This window comes from Advenella sp. RU8 (genome assembly GCF_048381675.1).
Classification (GTDB): Bacteria; Pseudomonadota; Gammaproteobacteria; order Burkholderiales; family Burkholderiaceae_B; genus Advenella.
In genome coordinates this window covers 61,378-79,457 of record NZ_JBLWIS010000006.1, presented here as the reverse complement: position 1 = coordinate 79,457, position 18,080 = coordinate 61,378, and the positions used below count along the sequence as shown (strand labels likewise).

The 18,080-nt window shown below is 51.1% G+C and carries 17 protein-coding genes and 5 tRNA genes; 18 read left to right on the top strand and 4 right to left on the bottom strand.

What is annotated here, in order from left to right:
• Positions 1-4 precede the first annotated feature (4 nt).
• The 17 genes from secF to ACM5Q9_RS09125 all read left to right on the top strand — a co-directional run bounded on the left by secF (position 5) and on the right by ACM5Q9_RS09125 (position 12,720).
• A complete protein-coding gene (gene secF / locus ACM5Q9_RS09205) occupies positions 5-946 on the top strand; it encodes a protein translocase subunit SecF (protein WP_418144435.1) in 942 nt (313 codons plus the stop codon).
• Positions 947-1,167: 221 nt separating this feature from the next.
• Positions 1,168-2,604, top strand: coding sequence for a tRNA (N6-isopentenyl adenosine(37)-C2)-methylthiotransferase MiaB (gene miaB / locus ACM5Q9_RS09200; protein WP_418144434.1), 1,437 nt, complete (start codon positions 1,168-1,170; stop codon positions 2,602-2,604).
• The gene (locus ACM5Q9_RS09195; RefSeq protein WP_418144433.1) at positions 2,604-3,641 is read left to right on the top strand and encodes a PhoH family protein; all 1,038 of its coding nucleotides are present in this window, start codon (positions 2,604-2,606) and stop codon (positions 3,639-3,641) included. The genes miaB and ACM5Q9_RS09195 overlap by 1 nt, the downstream gene beginning before the upstream one ends.
• Before the next feature lie 5 nt (positions 3,642-3,646).
• A complete protein-coding gene (ybeY, locus tag ACM5Q9_RS09190; protein WP_418144432.1) occupies positions 3,647-4,126 on the top strand; it encodes an rRNA maturation RNase YbeY in 480 nt (159 codons plus the stop codon).
• 121 nt (positions 4,127-4,247) lie between these two features.
• A complete protein-coding gene (locus ACM5Q9_RS09185) occupies positions 4,248-5,144 on the top strand; it encodes an HlyC/CorC family transporter (RefSeq protein WP_418144431.1) in 897 nt (298 codons plus the stop codon).
• A gap of 3 nt (positions 5,145-5,147) precedes the next feature.
• On the top strand, positions 5,148-6,716 hold the full coding sequence (lnt, locus tag ACM5Q9_RS09180; RefSeq protein WP_418144430.1) for an apolipoprotein N-acyltransferase: 1,569 nt from the start codon (positions 5,148-5,150) through the stop codon (positions 6,714-6,716).
• A gap of 205 nt (positions 6,717-6,921) precedes the next feature.
• Positions 6,922-6,997, top strand: a tRNA-Ala gene (locus ACM5Q9_RS09175).
• A 61-nt stretch (positions 6,998-7,058) separates the two neighbouring features.
• Positions 7,059-7,134: transfer RNA gene (locus ACM5Q9_RS09170), tRNA-Glu, on the top strand.
• Positions 7,135-7,174: 40 nt separating this feature from the next.
• Positions 7,175-7,251: transfer RNA gene (locus ACM5Q9_RS09165), tRNA-Asp, on the top strand.
• An 83-nt stretch (positions 7,252-7,334) separates the two neighbouring features.
• Positions 7,335-7,410, top strand: a tRNA-Glu gene (locus tag ACM5Q9_RS09160).
• A gap of 40 nt (positions 7,411-7,450) precedes the next feature.
• A tRNA-Asp gene (locus ACM5Q9_RS09155) sits at positions 7,451-7,527 on the top strand.
• Between the two features lie 408 nt (positions 7,528-7,935).
• Positions 7,936-8,478, top strand: coding sequence for a carboxymuconolactone decarboxylase family protein (locus tag ACM5Q9_RS09150; RefSeq protein WP_418144429.1), 543 nt, complete (start codon positions 7,936-7,938; stop codon positions 8,476-8,478).
• Between the two features lie 39 nt (positions 8,479-8,517).
• The gene (locus ACM5Q9_RS09145; protein WP_418144428.1) at positions 8,518-9,636 is read left to right on the top strand and encodes an acyl-CoA dehydrogenase family protein; all 1,119 of its coding nucleotides are present in this window, start codon (positions 8,518-8,520) and stop codon (positions 9,634-9,636) included.
• Positions 9,636-9,800 carry a rubredoxin gene (locus tag ACM5Q9_RS09140; RefSeq protein ID WP_189385316.1) on the top strand — a complete coding sequence of 55 codons (165 nt, stop codon included), beginning with the start codon at positions 9,636-9,638 and terminating at the stop codon, positions 9,798-9,800. Before ACM5Q9_RS09145 ends, ACM5Q9_RS09140 begins: the two co-directional genes overlap by 1 nt.
• Positions 9,801-9,813: 13 nt before the next feature.
• Entirely contained in the window at positions 9,814-10,638 is an 825-nt protein-coding gene (locus tag ACM5Q9_RS09135; protein WP_418144427.1) for an ABC transporter ATP-binding protein, read from the top strand.
• 43 nt (positions 10,639-10,681) lie between these two features.
• The gene (locus ACM5Q9_RS09130) at positions 10,682-11,875 is read left to right on the top strand and encodes an ABC transporter substrate-binding protein (RefSeq protein WP_418144426.1); all 1,194 of its coding nucleotides are present in this window, start codon (positions 10,682-10,684) and stop codon (positions 11,873-11,875) included.
• A gap of 59 nt (positions 11,876-11,934) precedes the next feature.
• Entirely contained in the window at positions 11,935-12,720 is a 786-nt protein-coding gene (locus ACM5Q9_RS09125) for an ABC transporter permease (protein ID WP_418144425.1), read from the top strand.
• Between the two features lie 36 nt (positions 12,721-12,756).
• Here the strand turns inward: ACM5Q9_RS09125 and ACM5Q9_RS09120 are convergent, their stop codons facing one another.
• The 4 genes from ACM5Q9_RS09120 to ACM5Q9_RS09105 all read right to left on the bottom strand — a co-directional run bounded on the left by ACM5Q9_RS09120 (position 12,757) and on the right by ACM5Q9_RS09105 (position 16,775).
• Positions 12,757-13,728, bottom strand: a complete 972-nt coding sequence (locus ACM5Q9_RS09120; protein ID WP_418144424.1) for an adenosine deaminase — start codon at positions 13,726-13,728, stop codon at positions 12,757-12,759.
• 153 nt (positions 13,729-13,881) lie between these two features.
• Positions 13,882-14,424, bottom strand: a complete 543-nt coding sequence (locus ACM5Q9_RS09115; protein ID WP_418144423.1) for an NUDIX hydrolase — start codon at positions 14,422-14,424, stop codon at positions 13,882-13,884.
• 21 nt (positions 14,425-14,445) lie between these two features.
• Positions 14,446-15,900: a cardiolipin synthase gene (cls, locus tag ACM5Q9_RS09110; RefSeq protein ID WP_418144422.1), complete on the bottom strand. Its 1,455-nt coding sequence runs from the start codon at positions 15,898-15,900 to the stop codon at positions 14,446-14,448.
• A gap of 140 nt (positions 15,901-16,040) precedes the next feature.
• Positions 16,041-16,775: a YoaK family protein gene (locus ACM5Q9_RS09105; RefSeq protein ID WP_418144421.1), complete on the bottom strand. Its 735-nt coding sequence runs from the start codon at positions 16,773-16,775 to the stop codon at positions 16,041-16,043.
• A 291-nt stretch (positions 16,776-17,066) separates the two neighbouring features.
• On the opposite strand from ACM5Q9_RS09105, the gene bioB reads away from it, so the two are divergent.
• Positions 17,067-18,053: a biotin synthase BioB gene (gene bioB / locus ACM5Q9_RS09100; RefSeq protein WP_418144420.1), complete on the top strand. Its 987-nt coding sequence runs from the start codon at positions 17,067-17,069 to the stop codon at positions 18,051-18,053.
• Positions 18,054-18,080 lie beyond the last annotated feature (27 nt).

Sequence of the window (18,080 nt, the reverse complement as noted above, 5' to 3'; positions counted from 1 at the left end):
TAAAATGGAATTATTCAGAATCCGTAAAACCATACCGTTCATGAAGTACGCCCTGATCCTTAACGTGATCAGTGCCATTACTTTCGCACTGGCGGTATTTTTCATCGTTACCCGCGGTTTTCACCTGTCGATCGAATTTACCGGCGGGACCGTCATGGAAGTCAATTACCAGCAACCTGCCGAACTGGACTCGATCCGCCAATCGGTCGCGTCCCTGGGCTATACCGACTTCCAGGTACAAAACTTTGGCACGTCACAAGACGTCATGATCCGCCTTCCCATTCAGGAAGGGGTCACCTCAGCCGCGCAAAGTGAAAAAGTCATGCAAGCCCTGCAACAGGTTGACCCCGGCGTCGAACTGCGCCGGGTTGAGTTCGTCGGACCACAGGTGGGTAGTGAATTGTTCAGCAATGGCCTGAAGGCGTTTTTCTTTGTGGTCCTGGGTATTATTGTGTACCTGGGTTTCCGCTTTGAATGGAAATTCGCCATCGCCGGCATGATTGCCAACCTGCACGACGTGGTGATCATCCTGGGCTTTTTTGCCTTTTTCCAATGGGAGTTCTCTTTACCCGTACTGGCTGGCGTGCTGGCGGTACTGGGCTATTCGGTCAACGAATCGGTGGTTATCATGGACCGGATTCGTGAAAACTTCCGCAAACAGCGCAAAACAAGTGTTCGTGAAGTCATTGACAGCTCCATTACCCAAACCATCTCCCGGACCATTATTACCCATGGTTCTACCCAGATGATGGTGCTGGCCATGTTCTTTTTTGGCGGCCCCACCCTGCATTACTTCTCGCTGGCCCTAACCATTGGTATTTGGTTTGGTATTTATTCCTCAGTCTTTGTGGCCGCTTCCATTGCCATGTGGCTGGGCGTCAAACGGGAAGACATGGTAAAAGCACCCAAAAAAGAAGACCCGGCTGCCGAAATCATCGAAGGCTAAGCCCAGGCTTCATTAAGTTGCCCTTCAATAAAAGGGTTAGTTAAAGACTTAGCCGTTAAATTGCCCCCAACAACCGCCTATCACCGGTTTCTTGGGGGCAATTTAATTAACGCTCATTTTTCAATGCAAAAACAAACAGATAGAAAAAAGAGCGACAATAAGAGTACAATCTGCTTTTCCTTTTTTTGCCCCCGGGCTCAAACCCGCACCGGTATCCAACTATGCAAGAAACCAATATCAAACGCGCCGGCCTTAACCCCGAAACGGTTAAGCCTGTTGAATCCCCCCTGTCTTCCCTGGCCGCCCCCGATGGCAGCATCCGCAAGCTTTACATCAAGACTTTCGGCTGCCAGATGAATGAATATGACTCAGATAAAATGGCCGATGTCCTGCGTGAAAACCAGGGCCTGGAATTGACCAACGATCCGGAAGATGCCGACGTCATCCTGTTCAACACCTGTTCAATCCGTGAAAAAGCCCAGGAAAAAGTTTTTTCCGACCTGGGACGCGCCAACCAGCTCAAACAGAAAAAACCCAATCTGGTGATTGGTGTAGGCGGTTGCGTCGCCAGCCAGGAAGGCGCTACCATCATTCGCCGTGCCCCTTATGTAGACGTCGTGTTCGGTCCCCAGACCCTGCACCGCCTGCCAGACCTGATCAACAAGCGCCAAGAAACCGGCCGTTCGCAGGTAGATATCAGCTTTCCCGAAATTGAAAAATTCGACGCCCTGCCACCGGCTCGCGTTGATGGCCCGTCGGCATTTGTTTCCATTATGGAAGGCTGTAGCAAATACTGCAGTTTTTGCGTGGTTCCCTATACCCGTGGCGAAGAAATTTCCCGTCCGTTTGAAGACGTCCTGCAGGAAGTGGCCGACCTGGCAGACCAAGGGGTGAAAGAAGTCAACCTGCTGGGCCAGAACGTCAATGCCTACCGTGGCACCATGGGAGACAGCGGTGAAATCGCCGACTTCGCCATGCTGCTTGAATATGTCCATGAGATTCCGGGCATTGAACGCATCCGCTATACCACCTCCCATCCCAAGGAAATGACCAACCGCTTAATTGAAGCGCACGGTGCCCTGCCCAAGCTGGTGCCTTTCCTGCACCTGCCCATCCAGACCGGCAGCGACCGTATCCTGGCCGCCATGAAAAGGGGTTATACCGGCCTTGAGTTCAAGGCGATTGCCCGCAAACTGTATGCGGCACGCCCTGGCCTGACGCTGTCTTCCGACTTCATCGTGGGTTTTCCCGGTGAAACCGATGCCGACTTTGAAACCACCCTGAAACTGATTGAAGACGTCAATTTTGACACTTCATTTTCTTTCATCTACTCACGTCGCCCCGGCACCCCGGCTGCCGACCTGCATGATGACACCCCCTACGAGGTCAAACTCAAGCGCCTGCAACGCCTGCAGGCGCAAATCAACAAACAGGCCAAGGCCATCAGCCATGGCATGCTCAACACGATTCAGCCGGTCCTGGTTGAAGGCGAATCCCGCCGCGACAAAGACGAGCTGACCGGACGTACCGAAAACAACCGGATCGTCAATTTTTCCGCACCCAAACGCCTCATTGGCCAAATCGTCAATGTACGCATCACCGATGTCTACACCAACTCACTGCGTGGCGAGGTGGTAACCAGCGAGCAGGTTAGCTAATGGCTGTCAAACGCAACCAACCGGTCATCATCACCCTTGATGGTGACAATATGCAATTGGCCAACCTGTGCGGCCCCCTTGATGAAAACCTGCGGCAAATCGCCCAGGCTTGGGGGGTCAAGCTGGGACGTAACGGCAATCGCATCACGCTAGAGGGTGAACAGGCCCTGAAAGCGGGCAACAGCATCGAGATTTTTCATCGGCGAGCCCGCCATAAAGACCTGACGATTGATGACATCCAGCTGGGCCTGGTAGAGCAGAAAGCGTCTCCCCACAAAGGAGTGCCTGCTGCAAGCCGGCCCGAAGAACCGGATGACCTGCCGCCACTGGATGATGAAAGCGAAACCATTATCCTGCGTACACGGCGCAGCGACTTGCGTCCCAGGACGCCCAGCCAGCGCCAATACCTGAATAATGTCCTGCGCAATGACATTACCTTTGGCACCGGGCCGGCCGGTACCGGCAAAACCTGGCTGGCAGTCGCCTGTGCGATTGATGCGCTGGAGCGTGAAAACGTACAGCGCATCATCCTGACCCGACCGGCGGTCGAGGCCGGTGAGCGCTTAGGGTTTCTGCCCGGTGACCTGGCACAGAAAGTAGACCCATACCTGCGCCCCTTGTATGACGCGCTTTACGACCTGATGGGTTTTGAAAAAGTACAGCGCCTGTTCGAAAAACAAACCATCGAAATTGCGCCTTTGGCCTACATGCGTGGACGCACGCTTAACCATGCCTTTGTCATCCTTGACGAAGCCCAGAATACCACACCGGAACAAATGAAAATGTTCCTGACCCGCATCGGATTTGGCAGCAAGGCTATTATTACCGGAGACCCATCACAAGTGGACCTTCCCAAAGGACAAAAAAGCGGCCTGTCCCATGCCATGCAGGTATTGCAATCGGTCGAAGGCATTGCTTTTTCACGCTTTTCCAGCAAAGACGTGGTCCGTCACCCGCTGGTCGCACGCATCATTGATGCCTACGATGAATCGGAAGCGGCGACCAGTCCAACCTCTTCCCAACCCCATTATCGTTAATCATCATGCCAGAACCCGTACTTAGCTTTACCGTTCAATATGCCGTCGAAGCGCCAGAGCTGTCCCGCCAGCAGCTGCGCGCCTGGGCCCTGAAAGCGGTTCAGGCCGCATGGGCGGACGACCCCGAAGCATTCCAGCGTGCCGAACTGAACCTGCGCCTGGTAGACACCGAAGAAGGCCGGGCACTGAATGCCAGCTACCGCGACAAAGATTACGCTACCAATGTACTGACCTTTGAATATGGCGTCGATCCGGAAGGGACCGCCCACGGCGATATCATCCTGTGCCTTGATGTCCTCAAAAAAGAAGCGACCGAACAGGGCAAACCCTTCAAAAACCATGCCGCCCACCTGGTTGTTCACGGTACCCTTCATGCACTTGGCTACGACCATATCGATAACGAAGAAGCCGAACACATGGAAAACCTGGAAATTGCCATCCTGGCACGTTTACATATCGAAAACCCTTACCTGGAACGCGGATGAGGGGCAAAAAATAAACACGGTTAAAGGGGACTTCAGGCATTTTCAATGAACAAGCCGAAAATTCATCAAAAAACAATAATTTTGAGTTATGCTTGAATTCCCATTAACTAGACGTCCAGAGATGTCAACAGACCCATACCCTTCCAGCGAGGCTGACCCGGAATTAAAGTCAGCCAAGAAATCAGCCACACGCTCTTTATTGCAGCGTTTTAAAACCCTTATTGGCCAAAGCGAGCCCGAAGATCGTGAGGACATTCAGGAAATCCTGTGCGCCGCGCATGACAAGGAAATCCTTGATGATGACTCCTACACGATGATCCTCGGCTCCATTTCAGTGACCGAAAAAAATGTCAGCGACATCATGGTGTCCCGCTCGCGCATGGACATCCTTGATGCATCACAATCCCTGCAGGAACTCCTGCCCACCATTATCGAGACGGCACACTCCCGTTTTCCTGTTTATGAAAATGAGCGTGACAATATTATCGGTATCCTGCTGGCCAAGGATTTACTGCGTTTTTTCAATGAACCCAACCTTAAAATCCGCAACCTGATCAGGCCCGCCTATTTTGTACCTGAAACGAAAAAACTCAACCAGCTGTTGCGCGACTTCAAGGAAAACCGCAATCACCTGGCCATCGCCATCGATGAATACGGCAGCATAACCGGCCTTATCACCATGGAAGATATCCTTGAGCAAATCGTTGGCGATATTGAAGACGAATACGATGAAGAAGCCGAACAGACCATTTTCCCCGAATCGGAAAATGCCTGGCGAGTCATGGCCATTACCGAAATCAGCGACTTCAATGAAACCATCAACAGCAATATTCCCGAAGATGAATATGACACCATCGGTGGCTGGCTAGCGGCTGAACTGGACCATATCCCCCAACGTGGAGACACGCATGACTACGAAAACCTAAGGTTCCGGGTCTTGCGCGCCGATGCACGAAGGGCCTTATGGCTGCATGTCAAACGTTCAACCCCCTCCACGGTTCCCAACAAAGACAATTAAACCATGATGCACCGGCTTTTATTGCTTGCAGCGGGCGTCTTGCACGCCCTGAGTTTTTCCGCTTCCCCGCTTCCTGCATGGAGCCTGTCATCAACCCAAATCATTACCTTGGCCATACTGGCCTGGTATGTACTTAAGGCCAATAGCATTCGCCAGGCAGCCTGGTCTGCCGCCTGGTTCAGCATCAGCAATTTTTGCACGGGCATTTACTGGCTGTTTATCAGCATGAATACCTACGGGGCACTGGCCGCACCGTTAGCGGCCACCGCGGTCTTCCTGCTGTCAGCCTATTTAAGTCTTTATCCCGTCCTTGCTGCGGGTATAACGCGCTATCTGTCACGCAATCATATAGTCAGCTTTGTACTTGTCTGGGCTGGCAGCATGGCGCTGTCAGAATGGTTGCGCAGCTTCATATTTACCGGTTTCCCCTGGAACAGCACGGGTTATGCCCACACCGATAGCGTCCTGTCCGGCTGGGCGCCCGTCTTGGGCGCTTACGGGGTGGGTTTCATGGCAGCACTGGTGTCCGCACTATTGGTGGCGTGCCTTGCTTTCCTGCAAAAAGCACAACCCAAAAAATCCATCTTCTGCCTGGCATCCATTGCGGGCGTATTCATCATCAGTTTAGGCTTGAAACAAATTGCCTGGCATCAGCCGCATGGCAACCCCATTTCCATCCGGCTGGTCCAGGGCAATATTTCACAAGACCGCAAGTTTCATCCTGACACCATGATGGAAAGCATGAATGAAAACTTTGATCTCGCCCTGCTTGAGCCCGCTGATCCCGAAGCCCCTCCAAAAGTCATCATTTTCCCGGAAACCATTATTCCAGGCTTCCAGAACAGGATGAGCCCACATTTCTGGCAATCGGTCGCCCAACTGGCCGAACACACGCAAAGTGTTTTTTTCATGGGCGTTCCCCTGCATACCCTGGATCATCGTGGCGAGCGTGTCACCAATAGCGTGATCGCCCTTGATGGCAATACCAGTGTTGAAGCCCTGATGTCCGGCCTGGGGCTGCCGGTTTATGACAAACAGCATCTGGTTCCCTTTGGCGAATTCATTCCCTACGGCTTTCGCTGGTTTGTTCACGCCATTGGCATACCGCTTGGCGACTTTGACCGAGGTACCTCTACCCAGCGTAACTTCGTGGTCCAGGACCAGGTTTTTGCACCTAATATCTGCTATGAGGACGTGTTTGGCGAAGAGCTGCTGCCCGCCCTGTTTGCCCGCCCCGATGGTTCTCCGGGTGCCAGCATCCTGTTTAATGTCAGCAACCTGGCCTGGTTTGGCAATACCTTCGCCCTGGGCCAACACTTGCAAATAGCCCGCATGCGCAGCATGGAAACTGCACGCCCAATGGTACGTGCCACCAACACCGGAACAACCGCAGCCATAGATGCCAGTGGAAACCTGATTGCGGCCCTGCCCACCACCATTCCTGGCGTATTAGATGTACAGGTACAGGGCACCCAAGGTTACACCCTTTACGCGCGTGCCGGAAACAGCCTGGTGCTTGTGCTGTCCCTGCTTTGCATTGGCCTGGGCGTCTTTTTCAGAAAAAAACCTTAAACGCCATTATTTATTCAAATAAGATTTTTCTTTTTTTCAATAAAAAAATTTTCAAACAAGCTCAAACAACATTTTATTGGCAAAAAAACATCACTTTTAGTATCAATAAACTGAAATGTGGCTTTTTTGTACATAGACCACAAAAAAGATTTGCACAAAAGCCCGGACTCATGCATAATTCTAATTCTTCGCTAGTCACTCATTTGGGGGTATAGCTCAGCTGGGAGAGCGCTTGCATGGCATGCAAGAGGTCAGCGGTTCGATCCCGCTTATCTCCACCAACTTTCCTTGGAAAGGTTTAGCGAAGTAAGTTGTAAAGTAGTAAGTGTTACACAAAGTCCTGTCCCCTTCGTCTAGAGGCCTAGGACACCACCCTTTCACGGTGGGTACAGGGGTTCGAATCCCCTAGGGGACGCCAAACTTTTTAAGTTTGATGTTTGACTTTAGCATATCGCTGCGGAGCGGTAGTTCAGTTGGTTAGAATACCGGCCTGTCACGCCGGGGGTCGCGGGTTCGAGTCCCGTCCGCTCCGCCAAAAGTTTCAAAAGCCCTGACTATTTATCAGGGCCTTTTTAATGCTACACCATACGTAGTATTAATTTTGTTAGACCAAGTCCTGTCCCCTTCGTCTAGAGGCCTAGGACACCACCCTTTCACGGTGGGTACAGGGGTTCGAATCCCCTAGGGGACGCCAAACTTTTTAAGTTTGATGTTTGACTTTATCATACCGCTGCGGAGCGGTAGTTCAGTTGGTTAGAATACCGGCCTGTCACGCCGGGGGTCGCGGGTTCGAGTCCCGTCCGCTCCGCCACTTCATTTATATCCCCCTCTGTTTTATTTCAAATTTATAACCACCACATTCGTGCCCTGTGCATGAGTAATGCTGTTCGACTATTACTATTCATTGTCGGATATACCCAAGACCTCACCAAGTTCCCACAGAGCCCAGGCCCGCTTCACTATCCCCCAATCCATTCCCGTCAACGCTACTCAAGAGCATTGATCTGGAACACCATCTTATCCCGCAAGCTCCGGCCATACAAACAGTCCACGACCAACACAGACAAAATAAAACCAGCGCACCAACAATGAAACGGGATCTTCTTGCTTCCTTCATAACAATAACGTATATGCAAATTACTACTTATTCTTTTTCATACATAACAGCGCTCATTATACTTATAGGTAATATAAACCCATTTATTTAAAGTTTAAAATAATGAGCCGCTTAACTATTCACACACTTGAAACCGTGCCTGCCGAAGCCAGCGAACGCCTGAACAACGTCAAGAAAAACAATGGCTTTATCCCTAACCTGATCGGCGTACTGGCTAATGCCCCTACCGCACTGGAAACTTATCAGGTCGTGGGTGGCATCAATGCCCGCAATGGCTTAACCGACGCCGAGCGAGAAGTCGTACAGATTACCGCCGCCACATTGAATGGCTGTGGTTTTTGCGTTGCCGGTCATACCGCCATCACCCGCAAAAAAAACCTGATGCCCGAAGAACTTCTCCAGGCCTTGCGCAACACCCAGGCGCTTAGCGATCCAAAACTGAACGCCCTGGCCCAATTTACCATTGCCCTGATGGAAAACAAGGGTCAGGTATCCGATGAACAGCTTAATGATTTCCTGGCCGCCGGCTATACACAAGCCAATGCACTGGATGCGGTGCTGGGCGTTAGCCTGGCTACCCTGTGCAACTATGCCAACAATCTGGCCAAAACACCCATTAATCCAGAATTGCAGCCTTTTGCCTGATCCCTTGTTTATTCTTCTCTGCCCGTAAGGAATATCGTTGTGAGTCAAACCGATACTACCGCTCTTTTAGCATCCGTTGCCAGTCTGGTAAAAACCGAATTGGCCCCGCTGGCCAGTGCCATAGACCAGGAAGGGGTTTACCCCGCCGAATTCCTGCACAAGCTGGGCGAGCTGGGCGGATTTTCTGCAGCGATTCCAAAAGAATATGGTGGTATTGAACTGGGCCTGAATACCCAGATTGACATTACCGCTGCGGTTGGCCGTGAATGCGGCTCCACGGCATTCCTTACCTGGTGTCAGTCCACTTGCGCCTGGTATTTGCTGCATGCCCCCAATGAAACCGTCAGACGCCGTTACCTGCCCCAGGTGGCACAGGGCAAGTTGCTGTCTGGCACCGGCATGTCCAACACCGTCAAGCACCTTGCCGGGATAGAAAAAATCCATCTAACCGCCGTACGCGAGGGCGATGACTACGTAGTTAGTGGCTCCCTGCCATGGGTTTCCAATATCGGCACGGCACATCTGGCCATTGTGGCGGCATCGGTCGGAGAAGAAGGCTATATCATGTTTGCGGTACGCGGTGACAGCGAAGGACTTTCCCTGAACCCCTGCCCCGAGTTTTCCGGGCTTGAAGGTACCCAAACCCTGAACATGCGATTCAAAAATGTTCGCATCAATGCCGATGACGTGCTGGCACACCCCGATCAATTCAAGGCGTTTATCAGCCGCATCAAACCCGGTTTTGTTCTGGGGCAACTGGGCATTGGCTTTGGCATTATAGAGGGCAGCCTGAAAACCATCCGTGAAAGCAATGTCACCACCGCACATGTCAACATTTACCTGGATGAACAGGAAAATGAACTGGCTGCCAACCTTGATAGCCAAAGAAAAGAGATTGCCATTCTGTCGTCACAGGCGGAAAACGGTACAGCCCGCATTATTGATATCCTACGCGCCCGTGCCAACGGTTCTGAAGCTACCCTTGCGGCAGCCCAGTCAGCCTTGCTACACGCCGGCGCCAAAGGCTACCTGATGCGTCACCCTGCGCAACGTCGCCTGCGTGAGGCCATCTTTGTCGCTATCGTTACACCGGCCCTGAAGCATTTGCGCAAGGAAATTCACGATCTTGAACAGCAAACCGAAATGGAGGCAGCATAATGAAACAGTGGATGTGCGGCCCTTGCGGCCTGATTTACGATGAAGCCCTTGGCCTTCCCGAGCATGGACTTCCACCCGGTACCAAATTCGAGGACATTCCTGATGACTGGGAATGCCCCGACTGCGGCGTCACCAAAGCCGATTTCTACCTTATCCCTGATTAAGCAAGGATACCTCATGGCAAGCTCCGCCCCGTCAGCCAGGCCAATCGTTCTGGATGCCCAACAAATCCAACTCAGTTACCACAGGCCCAAACAATCGCCCTTGGTAGTGTTGCGCGACTTCTCCCTGCAACTGTCCGAAGGTGAAATTGTAGCCATTCTGGGTCCCAGCGGAGTAGGTAAATCTTCCCTGCTACGCGTACTGGCGGGCCTGCAAAATGCCGACAAGGGAACCGTAAAGGTCAAGGATGAACTTTTACAAGGCCCCCATCCTCGCTTAAGTTTCGTTTTTCAGGATCCCAGCCTGTTACCCTGGCTGAACCTGGAAGAAAATGTCCGGTTTGGCCTGGATTTCAAGCATCAGCCCAACATTGGCAAGGAACAAATCGCTACCCGCGTAAGGGCAGCGATTGAAGAGGTCAACCTGACTGCCGCCCGGCTGCGCTATCCGGCAGAATTATCCGGTGGCATGGCCCAACGCGTGGCGCTGGCACGCAGCCTGGCGCGTCACCCCGAAATTCTTCTGCTTGACGAACCTTTCAGCGCCCTGGATGAAATCACCCGCGCTGAAATGCAGGAACTTCTGCTCCAAGTCACGCAAAAACACCAATCGGCAGCGATTCTGGTGACCCATGACATCGATGAGGCCCTGATTGTTGCGGACCGTATTATTCTGATCGGCGACATGCCTGGCCGCCAGATTGGCCAGTGGCAGATCAACCACCCTCACCCCCGTGACACCATTTCCCCCGAGCTTACACAGATCAGGGTAGAAATCATTCAATTGCTCAGGCAAGCACGCAACAAAACCTCCACCGACATCGCCGTCCAGGCGGCCTGAAACCCCAAAAAAACAGCCGCCAAAGCGAGCCCAGAGAAGACACATGAAAGACACTAACAATACCACTTCGGAAACCCGCCGCCAGTTCCTGAAACTGTCCGGCCTGTTTACTGCCATGGGCGCCTTGCCCTTGTTGCAAATGCACAATCTGGCCCGTGCTGCCGATCCCAATGCGCCGGTAAGAATTGGCTATTTGCCAATTACCGATGCCACGCCATTATTGGTCGCCGACCACCTGCGATACTACCAGGAACAGGGACTCGAGGTGGAAAAACCCCGCATGTTCCGCAGCTGGGCGCAACTGGTGGAAGCCTTTCTGGCCGGCCAGGTCAACGTGGTGCACCTACTTGCCCCAATGACCATCTGGGCGCGCTATGGTAGCCAATCCAAGGCCAAAGTGGTTGCCTGGAACCACATGTCCGGATCTGGCCTGACGGTTTTACACGAAATCAATCAAATTAAAGACCTTGGTGGCAAAACCGTCGCCATTCCATTTTGGTATTCCCTGCACAACGTAGTATTGCAGCACCTGCTCAAGAGCCAGGGCCTTGAACCCATCAGCGAAGGCAATCCTTCCTCCCTGCAAGTCAAACTGGTAGTCATGTCACCGTCAGACATGGTGCCAGCCCTGGCCAACAAACAGATTGCCGGCTACACCGTTGCCGAACCCTTCAATGCCTCGGCTGAAGTCCTTAAAGTAGGCAAAATCCTGCGTTTTACCGGTGACGTCTGGAAAGACCATGCCTGCTGTGTCGTATTGATGCATGAACAGGATTTGCAACAGCGTCCCGAATGGACCCAGAAAGTGGTTAATGCCGTCGTCAAAGCCCAGGCCTGGATACAGGATAACCGCAGCGAAACGGCCCATATCCTGTCCAAGGATCACGACCGACGCTATACCCCGCATTCACGTGAAGCCTTGTCCCAAGTTCTGGTACCCGAATTACTGAACCGCGAACTGTATGAAAGCAATGGAGCAATCGTCAATACGCAATGGAACGAAAAACGGATTGATTTCCAGCCCTATCCATTTCCCAGCTATACCGAGGAACTGGTCAGGAAACTTAAAACCACCCTGGTTTCCGGCCAGAACGATTTCCTGCAAGCGCTAGATCCGGCCTTTGTGGCCAGTGACCTGGTTGACGACCGCTTTGTGAAAAAAGCCATTCTTGACAATGGCGGTCTTCCAAAGTTTGGACTTGAATCCTTTACACGGGAAGAGATTATTACAAGCTGATAGTCATTACACCCTGCAATCCCTTGGTTGCAGGGCTGGCTTCACAGGAAAACCACATCATGTACCCTATCACCAAACAACCCAATATTAGTGCACGCTTTTCACTGGGCATGGGCGGGCTGCTCATACTGATTGCCCTTTGGGGGCTGGGAACCAGCTGGCTGGAGAGCAATATTTCACTGGCCAGCCTCTTGAGTCCCGCTGAAACGTTTCGCAGCCTGTATGAGTTGCTGGCACAAAACCAGCTTACCCTGCATACCTTAACCAGCCTACAACGAGTACTGGTTGGCCTTGGCTTTGCCTTGTTGATCGGGGTTCCGGTGGGGCTTGCGATTGGCTCCTCACGCGCGCTGGAAAACTCCACCAGTACGGCATTCCAATTCCTGCGCATGATTTCACCCTTGTCCTGGATGCCCATTGCCGTCATGGTTTTCGGCATTGGCGACGCCCCCATCTACTTCCTGCTAAGCTTTGCCGCAGTGTGGCCCATTATCCTGAATACCGCTTCCGGCGTTAAACAACTGGACCCGCGCTGGCTGATGCTGGCCAAAAGTTTAAGTGCTACCCGCAAGGAAGTTTTGCTGAAAATTATCCTGCCTGGCGTTTTAGGCCATATCCTGACCGGCGTGCGCCTGGCTATTGGGGTTATCTGGATTGTCCTGGTACCTTGCGAAATGCTGGGCGTCAGCTCGGGACTGGGCTATTTTATTCTGGACACCCGTGACCGGCTTGCCTACTCTGAACTGATGGCCGTCATTGTGCTGATTGGCGCACTTGGATTTATTCTTGACGGGTTGGCACAAAAATTGTACCAACACTGGGTACATAGCCCCGGCAAAGCCTGAACGGCAAGCGGCAAACCGCCGCTGCCAATGACAATATCAAAACCGGGCGTCCATGCTATTTTGGGCCAATTGCACCAGTTGACTTCTGGACAAATCCAGCGCTTCTGCCACTGCCATATAGTTGTCCAGTAAATAAGCGCCAAAATAAGCCGGATCATCCGAATTAACGGTTACGCACAGGCCCTGTTCCAGCATCCGTTTCAGGTTATGCTGTTTCATATCAGAAACTACGCATAATTTCAGGTTCGACTGGGGGCAGACCGTGAGCGAAATCTGCTCCTCTTGCAAGCGCTGCATCAGCAAAGGGTCTTCTTCACTGCGCACGCCGTGATCAATCCGCTCAGCGTGCAGCAGGTCCAGGGCATCACGTACGTAAGCAGCCGGCCCTTCTTCTCCGGCATGGGCTACCCGCCTGAAGCCTAACTCCTTGCAATGGGCAAAAACTTTCCGGAATTTTTCAGGCGGGTTCCCGTTTTCAGACGAATCAAGCCCAACCGACAACCACAGGTCTTCATATTGCCTGCGCAAAGGCAAGGCTTGCTCAAGCGTGGCAAAAGCATCCGCCTCGCTTAAATGGCGCAGAAAACTCAGGATCAGGCTACTGCTGATACCCAGCTCTTTCTGCCCTTGCCGCAAGGCACTGGCCAAACCGTCAAATACCGTTTCAATGCTTACCCCGCGGCTCGTATGCGTTTGCGGATCAAACATGATTTCGGCATGCACCACCCCATCTGCAGCTGCGCGTTGCAGATAAGCCCAGGTCATGTCATGAAAATCCTGTTCGGTTTGCAAGACAGCGGCACCGGCATAATACAGGTCCAGAAAAGACTGCAAGTCGGTGAACTGATAGGCTTGCTTCAATGACTCTATATTGGCATAAGGCAACTGGACCTTATTACGCTCGGCCAAGGCAAAAATCATCTCGGCCTCAAGCGTGCCCTCTATGTGCAAATGCAATTCTGCCTTGGGTAAATCCCTGATAAATGAACGAAGTTCCTGTGTACTCATTAGTAATTGTCTTTGAATGGTGGATTTAATAATTGAAATGGATCAGATAATTCACATATGACTTTATCATGCCAGCATTTTATGCCCTGCACGCACAACCTGCCAGCAGGGCCTTTAACCATAAGCACTTATACTTCAAAACCCGGGCCGGTTTCAGTTCAGCAGCCAGTTTTGCAAAGCAATCAAGGTTTTGGCATCCTGAATACTTCTGTCTTGAATGGCCTGCCTGACTTCCTGCCGGCTTAACAAGACGGTCTGGACAAATTCGTCTTCATCCGTCTCCAGTTCACTATTCTCTGTAATGCCCATGGCTTCATACAGGTACATCAGCTCATCACAGAATCCGGGGGCTGTATAGAATTTCTGGATCAATCTCATGGACTGGGCAGTATAAGGCGTTTCTTCGGCCAGTTCCCTGTAGGCACATTGTTCGGGGCTCTCTCCATCCATATCCATTTTGCCAGCCGGAATTTCAAGCAGCACATCGCCAACCGGATGACGAAACTGCTTTACCAAGACCACTTTATCATCGGCATTGACAGCCAATACACAAACCGCACCGCAATGGCGTACCACCTCACGGGTAGCCTGCTTGCCATTGGGCAACTCCACGGTATCAACCGACAACTTGACCACTGCCCCGGAAAATACCGGACGACTTTCTTTCAGGATTTCGACAAGACAACTATCAGACATAAAATACTCTTTAGATTCAAATTAAAGCAATGGGGAAAACAAACGGACCGTAGAGGTCAAAAGACGATAAGCAAAACCTTGCTTCCCGGGCACAACTTCCTCGGCAGACTGCAAAGTTTCATAAAACTCCTGGGCCAGCAGTGCATTGGCCTTGGGCTCATAGCAAAGTACCGAAACCTCAAAATTCAGGTAAAAACTGCGATAATCAAAATTGGCGCTGCCAATAAAAGACAAGTCTTCATCAATGACCAGGGTCTTTGTATGCAGCATGCGTGGCGTATATTCATAGATCCGGATACCTGCCTTGATCAGATCATCGTACCAGGATTGGGTGGCCAGCGTGACCACCAGATTGTCGCTTTTCCGGGGCACCAACAAACGCACATCCACACCCCTGAGAGCGGCAGAGGTCAGGGCAAACAGCGAAGCATCATCAGGCACAAAATAGGGGGTGGTTAAATAAATGCGCTGCCGGGCCCGATACATGGCAGACAACATAACCCGCAAAATGGGTGCAAAATCGGAATCAGGCCCCGAAGGGATAACCTGCATGCGATAAGCCTGGGAAGGTTCCTTCACCACACGCCCCACGTCAATATCGTTGCGTTCGACCTTTCTCAAGGTCCTGATTAAAGAAAGGTCGCCGGTCGAGTAATGCCAGTCTTCAATAAAAATGCTTTCAAGCCAGGCAATAACCGGGCCATCCACCTGTATATGCACATCATGGTAAGCATTCGGGTTTCTTCTTAAATCCTGCTCATCACTAATATTGACACCACCGGTAAAGCCGATCAAGCCATCACAAACAACGATTTTCCGGTGATTGCGGAAATTGATCAGGGAAAACAGGCGACGCCAGGTGATATTATGAAAAAAACCCAGTTCCCCACCCGCCTGGATAAAATCGCGCATGAAGTGACGAGTCAGCCGCGAAGAGCCTAGCGCATCAACCAGCAAATAAACCTTTACGCCCTCTTTGACTTTTTCTGTAAGTAAATCCCGCATGGCCTGACCGGTCTGGTCAGTCTCGAAAATATAGTATTCGAGCAGGATATATTTTTCAGCCTTGCGGATGGCATCAAAAATGGCATCATAGGTTTTTGCGCCTTCGGACAGCAGGCGGTAATCCATCGAATGGCACAAGGGGATATTCGTAATATTGAAAATCAGCCGGGCCATTGACTTATATTCTTCGGGAAAATCTTCCGACAGGATGAAAGGATCCCAAATTGCATAGTTGCGCTCAACAATCTGCTTGCTGCGGCGACGGCTAAGCCGGTGCCGGATGATTTTCTTGGGGCCAAACAAGTAATAAATGAAAAATCCCAGAACAGGAATAAGACTTAGGGTAAGAATCCAGGTAAGTGTGGATACCGGAGATCTTTTCTGCAATAGAATCCAGCCGCCGATCGCGACAATATACACCGTCCAGGCCGTATATATAAAAGCATGAAATTCCTGAGGAATAAAAGACACTTAGACACCCTTTTATTGTGGCAACCCGATCCTTCCTGCTTTATTATGCCCAATATTCATTGACCCTTGCATCTTTGCGCACGGAATAGAGAATAGTCCAATTGAATATTGAGGAGCATCCAAAATAAGCCGGACAACATTCATTCAGGATGATTTTCGCTCTTACCCAATTCAGGCTCGTGATGGCGCCGCCGCCTTAACAAAACCTTTGCGGCATGAATATCATCAAGTATGGGCGCACTGGCAATTAACACAAGAATGGAAGCCAGAACCACCGTAAATGTAAAGCCCAAGTGCTTGAAACCGAAAGCACCGGTTACTCCCCCGAGAAAAAACAGCAACACCAATGTACTTAGCAGCTTGAGCTTTTGCCGGTCTCCCCTGACGATTGGTTTTTTGGGATCACCCTTGTCCGGATTCCAGTAAAACAGCTTGCCCAATTCTATGCCTATATCGGTAACCATCCCGGTAACATGGGTGGTTCGGAATTCAGAATGGGACATTTTGGTAATGATGGCATTTTGCAGGCCCATGATATAACACAACACCGCCACGGTTACCGACGTCCAGAGCCAATCATAGTACCACTGCATGCCATCAAGTGCCCCAAACAGGATCAGCATCATGGCTTCCAGCAAAATGGGCAGGGCGTATTCGCTTCGCAAATAAGAATGTCTGGCCCAATTGATGATAATGGCCGTTGAACCGGCTCCTGCCGTGAAAGCCATGAAAGCGCCCAGGCCAGACAACACGATGGTCCAGTTCCACAAGGCCAGGGAATCGGCCATGCCCGAAACAATACCCGACATATGCGAAGTATATTGGCCAATAGCCAAAAAACCGCCTGCATTGATTGCCCCGGCAATAAATGTCAAATAATAAGCCAGTGATGAATTTGCATCCTTAGTTCTTATTTTCCCACTTAAACGACGCGAATAGTCTTTGAACGACATGTTCCACAAACAAAAATTTCAAAAAACGAAGCAAAAAATATTGACCATACTTAAGTAATCTGCAAAACAACTTCAAAACACAAGAAAATCAGCAATAACAGGCATTACTTACGCTAAAAAACAAAAAACACGCTTGTGTGAAGTTATTGATTATTTACCTTTGCAACTTTAGGATGGGCCAATCTCAATATTTACTTAAGTGAATAACTGCAAATGAATACATTAACACAACAAAGCGCTTCCCATCAGAATACCAAGTGGAATATCACATCAATTGTCGGTTTATTTGAACGGCCCTTCATGGATCTGTTATTTCAGGCTCAACAAATTCATCGCACCCACCACCGCCCCAATGAAATCCAGTTATCCAGCCTGCTATCCATCAAGACCGGTGGCTGTGCCGAAGACTGTTCCTACTGCCCCCAGTCGGCACGCTACACCACCGAAGTCAAGGCAGAAAAACTCATGCCACTTGAAGAAGTGGTTAAGGTAGCCAAAATCGCCCGGAACAATGGTGCCCAACGTTTTTGCATGGGTGCGGCGTGGCGTAATCCCAAGCCACACCAACTGGATGAAATTGCCAAAATGATCACAGCCGTCAAAGGCCTGGGCCTGGAGACTTGTGTCACCCTGGGCATGCTGGAAGAAGGCCAGGCAGAGCAATTACGTGATGCCGGTCTTGACTATTACAACCACAACCTTGACACCTCTCCGGAGTTTTACGGTGAAATCATCACCACCCGGACTTATGAAGATCGTCTGAAAACCCTGGAAAGCGTACGCAAGGCCGGACTCAACGTGTGCTGCGGCGGCATTGTCGGCCTGGGAGAATCCCGCCAGGAACGTGCGGGCCTGATCGCCCAGCTGGCCAACCTGGATCCTTATCCGGAATCAGTACCCATTAACAACCTGGTCAAAATAAAAGGTACCCCATTATCCGGCAATGAAGACCTGGACCCGTTTGAATTTATCCGCACGATTGCCGTGGCCCGCATTACCATGCCCAAGGCATCTGTACGCCTGTCCGCCGGACGAGAGCAAATGACTGATGGCATTCAGGCCTTGTGTTTCCTGGCAGGTGCAAACTCTATTTTTTATGGAGAAAAACTGCTTACCAGCAGCAACCCCCAGGTACAAGCCGACCAACATTTACTGGAACGGCTTAACCTGAAGGCAACAGGCGTCAATCTGCACCCTTAAACCACCCTGCAACAAGAAAAGCACATC